The organism is Pseudomonas sp. PME37.24/025 (genome assembly GCF_055556615.1).
Map to the genome: position 1 here is coordinate 1 of NZ_JBVHNK010000497.1, position 233 is coordinate 233.

Genomic DNA, 233 nt, shown 5'->3' on the forward strand with positions numbered 1-233 from the left:
GTTCTGCAACCAGTGCGGCCAATGATGCAGGCCCGCGGCTGTTGGAGAGGGTGGCGGAAATGCCTTTTTGGGCGAGCGCTCGTGCGATGTTGGAGCCGAGGGCGCCGGAACCGATAATGCCAATACTCATGGTGTTCTCCTGATAACGAAGGTTCGGAAAGTTGAGCGCTGTCAGCGCCCTGAAGGCTAAGCAGCGCTTTGTCAGGCATTGCCTGGGTTGGCCCTACCTATGG

1 protein-coding gene is annotated in these 233 nt (G+C 58.8%); it reads right to left on the reverse strand.

Features of this window, described 5'->3' with window-relative positions; translation table 11 throughout:
- Positions 1 to 130, reverse strand: a 130-nt coding sequence (locus tag ACZ3HH_RS31220; protein WP_465810616.1) for an NAD(P)-binding domain-containing protein, incomplete at its 3' end; no start/stop codon positions are given.
- Positions 131 to 233 lie beyond the last annotated feature (103 nt).